The organism is Roseibium sp. (assembly GCF_025698965.1).
In the GTDB taxonomy this organism is placed as follows: domain Bacteria; phylum Pseudomonadota; class Alphaproteobacteria; order Rhizobiales; family Stappiaceae; genus Roseibium.
This window is the reverse complement of record NZ_JAILWL010000419.1, coordinates 1-5,863: the sequence shown is the minus strand read 5'-3', so window position 1 is coordinate 5,863 and position 5,863 is coordinate 1. Positions and strand designations below refer to the sequence as shown.

The following is a 5,863-nucleotide window of genomic DNA, read 5'->3' as shown; positions in this document are numbered from 1 at the left end:
GTTCAATGTTGCCATGGCGCCCATCGTGCCGCCCATCATGTTGCCAAGACCGCCAAGAAGACCGCCACCGGATTTTTCCTGTTCACGCTCGGCGACAAGATCGGCAGCTCCGGGCAACGCATCAAAAATCTGTTGCATCTTGTCTTCGGGCCCCTCCTTGTTGAGGAAGCCGAGAATGATGGCGATTGCCTCTTTCGCGACCCCTTCATCGGTTCCGGCTGCCGCCATAATCCGGCTGATGAGTTCTTCCATACCAATCTCCTGGTCAATAAAGCCTGTGCATCGGCGCTTTGTCGCCGTTTCTGGCCTCTCTATTAAGGTCATAAATCTGATCCGTCGATGGGTAATACAGGACGAAGCAGATTATGACGCACCGTAAGCGCGCATTTTTGAAACGGCTTTGTTAGGCTGAGGAAACAAGTACGGGATTCGGGGGAAAGAGTGACGAAAAAAGACGGTATTTTTATCGGTGCAAGCACCAAGAGCGAATTTCTGACCCTGAAACTCGCCAATCGGCACGGTCTCATTGCAGGCGCAACCGGCACCGGCAAAACGGTTTCCCTGCAAATTCTCGCGGAAGGGTTCTCGAAAGCCGGTGTACCTGTCTTTTGCGCCGATATTAAGGGCGACCTTTCCGGATTGGCTGTTGAAGGAGTGTCGAAGGACTTCCTGGAAAAACGCGCCCGGGACGTTGGTCTCGAGACAGCATACGAATATGAGGCATTCCCAGCTGTGTTCTGGGACCTTTTCGGGAAACAGGGCCATCCGATTCGAACCACGGTCTCCGAGATCGGCCCCCTTCTTCTGGCCCGCCTCCTGGAACTCAACGACACCCAGGAAGGTGTTCTCAACATTCTGTTTGAACTTGCCGACGACGAAGGTCTGCTTCTACTCGACCTGAAGGATCTGCGCGCCATGCTGGCTCATGTCGCCGAGCGCGCATCCGAACTGTCGACGCTCTACGGCAACGTTTCAAAGGCGTCCATCGGCGCAATCCAAAGACGACTGCTCGTGCTGGAACGTCAAGGGGCTGAGAATTTCTTCGGCGAACCGGCTCTCGATATCCGGGACTTCATCAGGACGGCTCCAGATGGACGCGGCGTCGTCAATATCCTGGCTGCCGACAAGCTGATGAACTCCCCACGCCTCTATGGTGTGTTCCTGCTATGGCTTCTGTCTGAACTATTCGAAGAACTTCCCGAAGTTGGCGATCCGGAAAAGCCCAAACTGGTATTCTTTTTCGACGAAGCCCACCTTCTTTTCAATGATGCGCCGAAGGCACTTGTCGAGAAAGTGGAACAAGTTGTCCGCCTTATCCGCTCCAAAGGGGTTGGTGTTTATTTCGTCACGCAAAACCCGCTAGATGTTCCCGAAACCGTGCTGGCGCAGCTTGGCAACCGCATTCAGCATGCGCTACGCGCTTTCACGCCCCGCGATCAAAAGGCCGTTCGAGCCGCAGCCGAAACCTTTCGCCCGAACCCGGATCTCAACACCGAGCGCGTCATAACAGAACTTGGTGTTGGTGAAGCTCTGGTCTCAACGCTTGAGGGCAAAGGTATTCCTTCAATCGTACAGCAGACCTTGATCCGGCCGCCATGCTCACGACTTGGACCGGTGACACAGGCCGAACGACGTACGCTTATTCAGTCCAGTCCCGTCTTTGGTCTTTATGAGCGTTCCAAGGATCGGACATCGGCCTACGAAATCCTGACGTCTCGCGCCGAGGAGGAACAACGTCAAGAGCAACGCCGTCAGCAAAAGGAAGAACGCCACGCCCGCAAACACGGTGAACCCAGAAAAACACGATCAGGCTTTCAACTGCCTGATTTCGGCCGCGATGACCGGCCGCGCAGGGACAGCATGGAGCGCCGTACCAAACGCCGAGGCCAGCGCGACACGGTTCTGGAGGCCGGCCTGAAGTCTGCTGCAAGAAGTTTGGGATCATCTCTTGGCCGCGCACTTGTGCGAGGTCTTCTCGGTTCCCTGAAACGCGGCAACTGACACTCATGGCGGCTCAGAACGCACAGCATCTGAAAATCGAACGCAATGCGCTTGCTGTCGGCAAATGGGCAAACCTGTTCATGGCTTTTGCCGGGGTTCTTACTGCCTGGCTTTCCCGGTCCGACGCGATGCTGGTGGACGGGCTTTATTCGGCGGTGAACTTTGTTTCGGCCATTGCGGCGGCACGCATCGGAGCGCGTGTGGGACTACCGCCAACCCGCAGCCGTCCCTGGGGACACGATTTCGACGAAGTTCTCTACGTCACGTTCCGCAATCTGATCCTGATCGGCATTCTGATATTCGCTGCCGTCGTCGCGGGAACCAAAATCTGGACATTCTTCAGCGGCGGCGTGGTTCCGGAGCTCGTCTTCGGTCCGATTGTTGTCTACTCCATCGTGATCGTGGCCATTTGCCTGGCGCTCGCATTCAATTTTCACCGCGCTTACCGAAAGGTTGGCAGGCGAAGCGAATTATTGAAGACCGAAGCCAGGGCAGCCATGATCGACGGCGCGCTCAGCGTCGGTTCAGGGGCAGCCCTGTTATCTCTGCCCTTCCTTGAGGACACCGTTCTGGGACCTTATGTGCCGATTGGTGACGCTGTCATCGTCCTTGTGCTGGTGCTGGCTCTCTTCTGGCAACCGGTCGCCGCTTTCCGCACGACACTTGCCGACCTTGCGGGCGTCAGTGCACCAGGTAGCACTTATGCAAAAGTGTCGCGCGCAGCACGAGATCTTGCCAAACAGAATGGGTATCGGCTTCACCGCTCTGCCGTACTGCAGGCCGGACGCATGCATTATGCCGCTGTCTATATAGATCCGGAAAAAGCCGTCCGCGCCGCGGAGATCGACAGGTTTCGGGACGAACTGACAGAGCGCCTTGACAAAGACGTTGGGCCGATGCGTGTCGAAGTCATCCTGACAGCCAGTGACCGGTTCAAAAACAGCCGGACCTGACACACGTCTCAATCCAGTCAACGCAGCCTGCCGAATTCGCGAACTTCGAACCCCAAGCTTTGCCGGGTCCCTGAAACAGAATGCCCGGCAGCAGCATTGATAAATATCCATTTGCTCTTCTGGCGCGGTTGTGGCCTGTTAGTGCCTTCTGACCAGGTCAGAATCTGTCCGACCTGACCCAATCTGCTTTTAAATTTGAGGATCCGTCATGAGTTCCATCGACAAGGTCTTGGCGCGCGTTGATGCCAATTTTGAATCCAGCCTCGACCGCCTGTTCGACCTTCTCAAGATCAAGAGTATCTCCACCGACCCTGCCTTTGCAGCCCCTTGCCGTGAGGCCGCAGACTGGCTTGCGAAGGAATTGACCGATATCGGCATCGAGGCTTCCGTGCGCGACACGGCTGGTCATCCGATGGTTGTCGGCCACCGCAAGTCTGGGAAACCAGGGCCTCATGTGCTCTTTTACGGTCACTACGATGTACAACCGGTCGATCCACTGGAATTGTGGGACAGGGATCCCTTCGAACCGAGCATCGTCACACGCGAGGATGGCAGCAAGATCATCGTCGCCCGCGGTTCTTCCGACGACAAGGGCCAGCTGATGACCTTCGTCGAAGCCGCACGTGCCTTCATTCAGGAAACCGGTGACCTGCCGATTGATGTCACCGTGCTGTTCGAGGGAGAAGAAGAATCCGGCTCCCCTTCCTTGAGACCGTTCCTGGAAGCCCACAAGGACGAACTGTCCTGCGACCTCGCCCTCGTCTGCGACACAGGCATGTGGGATGCAGAAACACCCGCCATCGCTATCATGCTGCGCGGTATGGTCGGCGACGAGATTGTCGTCAAGGCTGCAAGTCGCGACCTCCATTCGGGCATGTATGGCGGATCGGCACAGAATCCGAACCACATCGTTTCTGAAATCATCGCCGGACTTCACGATGAGAATGGCAAGGTGACCCTGCCGGGTTTCTATGACGGCGTCATCGAGATACCGGAAAACGTCACGAAAATGTGGGAGGATCTAGGATTTTCCGTCGAGGATTTCCTTGGTGAGGTCGGCCTCAAAAACCCGCGAGGTGAAAAGGGCCGTTCCCCGCTTGAACATCTCTGGTCGCGGCCGACGGTCGAGGTCAACGGCATGTGGGGCGGCTACCAGGGGGCAGGTTCCAAGACCGTGATACCGGCAGAAGCCCATGCAAAATTCACCTTCCGTCTGGTCGGTGATCAGGACCCGGTCAAGATCCAGGATGCTTTCCGCGCCTATGTGCGCTCCAAAATTCCCGCGGACTGCTCGGTCGACTTCATTGCCAAGGAAGGCAGCCCCGCCCTGAGGCTCGATTTCAATATGCCCGCGCTGGAAAAAGGCGAGATCGCCCTAAAGGACGAATGGGGCAAGGAAGCTGCTCTTGTTGGCATGGGCGGCTCCATTCCGATTGTCGGAGACTTCAAGCGTATGCTCGGCATGGATTCACTCCTGATCGGGTTTGGCCTTGAGGATGATCAGATCCATTCGCCGAATGAAAAGTACAATCTGACCAGCTTCCATAAAGGCATTCGCTCCTGGGCGCGTGTCCTGGACGAACTGTCAAAGGGCTGACCGGCAACCGTTACGGCGGGTTGAACGCTAAACCCGCCGATATACTCAAAGCAGTGCGAAAACTCGGGGAACGAAACATGAAATCCATCTGCGTCTTTTGCGGCTCGAGCCACGGCGCACTTGAAACATATGGCGATGCTGCCAGGGATACGGGACGGATCATAGCCGAAAATGGCTATCGTCTGGTCTATGGCGGCGCCAAGGTCGGCTTGATGGGGACTGTTGCAGATGCAGCCCTGGACGCAGGCGGGGAAGTTGTCGGTGTGCTTCCAAAATCGCTGCAGAACAAGGAGATCGGACACGATGGCCTCAACGAGCTTCATCTCGTTGGTTCCATGCACGAGCGCAAGGCGCTGATGGCCGATCTTTCAGACGGCTTTATTGCGCTTCCCGGAGGCGTTGGCACGCTGGAAGAGATATTTGAGGTCTGGACCTGGGGGCAGCTTGGTTATCACGCCAAGCCTTGCGGCTTCCTCAATGTCGAAGGTTACTACGACCAGTTGATCGCCTTTCTGGACCATCAGACCCGGGAGGGTTTCACCAAAAAAGCCATGCGCGACATGGCACAGGTCGCAGAAACGCCGGACGCTTTGATTGACCGGTTCAAAAACTACGTTCCACCGTCGACACCGAAATGGATCAAGAAGGACGAAACCTGACGGTTTTCTGAAGTTTGGCGACGTGTCTTTGAAAATATCACTCCGCCGTCACAATCGTTTTTGTGAGGGTATGACCTAAGGCAAGCTTCAGGACCTGTGCACATCAGGCTGCAGTCTCTTTGCAAACAAGGCGTTAGTTGCTAAGTCCATATCAGCACCGCACATAAGATCGCGGCCGTCCAACAATAATGTGTGTTTAGTCTATGCGCCTTCGTGATTTGGGTCTCACCCTGCTTGCTGCTTTGTCTGTAATTGCGTGTTCGCCAACTGCAGATTTCGACGGAACGTCCAGCAGACTCGTTTCGACCTCGAACCTCACATTGGTCCAAATCACGGAAGACAACGTTGGCGGGATAACCAAGGAAACCAGTTACGGTTCGAATTCCATCGAAACAGCCCTGCCCGGATTTACGACGGAAGGGGTTCAGACCGCGGTTGAAAACAACACCGAGTGGGCTCTCGCCGCATTCAACACCGACGGTTTCCAGGTGCTGCAGGTGTTTAAGGGACAAAACGGCAAGGTACGTTCCGTTCACGGTGTCACCCACCATTTGCAGGGCCCGAATGGTGAACGTATCGGTATGACCTTCGCGGATATCGGCACAGCCCGTGCTGACTGCCGAGCCGGCAAGAACCTGTGGCGCGGCATGGCC

General features: G+C 56.0%; 5 protein-coding genes and 1 pseudogene. 5 read left to right on the top strand and 1 reads right to left on the bottom strand.

From position 1 onward, the window contains the following. Window positions 1–252 (bottom strand): annotated as a pseudogene (locus tag K5905_RS25715) (DUF2267 domain-containing protein); the annotation flags it as partial. A gap of 189 nt (window positions 253–441) precedes the next feature. On the opposite strand from K5905_RS25715, the gene K5905_RS25710 reads away from it, so the two are divergent. The 5 genes from K5905_RS25710 to K5905_RS25690 form a co-directional block, all read left to right on the top strand. After that, window positions 442–2,001, top strand: a complete 1,560-nt coding sequence (locus K5905_RS25710) for a helicase HerA-like domain-containing protein (protein WP_297589476.1) — start codon at window positions 442–444, stop codon at window positions 1,999–2,001. A gap of 5 nt (window positions 2,002–2,006) precedes the next feature. Further along, the gene (locus K5905_RS25705; RefSeq protein WP_297589474.1) at window positions 2,007–2,954 is read left to right on the top strand and encodes a cation transporter; all 948 of its coding nucleotides are present in this window, start codon (window positions 2,007–2,009) and stop codon (window positions 2,952–2,954) included. A 208-nt stretch (window positions 2,955–3,162) separates the two neighbouring features. Beyond that, a complete protein-coding gene (locus tag K5905_RS25700) occupies window positions 3,163–4,551 on the top strand; it encodes a dipeptidase (protein WP_297589472.1) in 1,389 nt (462 codons plus the stop codon). 77 nt (window positions 4,552–4,628) lie between these two features. Then, window positions 4,629–5,210, top strand: a complete 582-nt coding sequence (locus K5905_RS25695; protein WP_297589469.1) for a TIGR00730 family Rossman fold protein — start codon at window positions 4,629–4,631, stop codon at window positions 5,208–5,210. Between the two features lie 203 nt (window positions 5,211–5,413). Next, window positions 5,414–5,863, top strand: a 450-nt coding sequence (locus tag K5905_RS25690; protein WP_297589467.1) for a DUF1131 domain-containing protein, incomplete at its 3' end; no start/stop codon positions are given.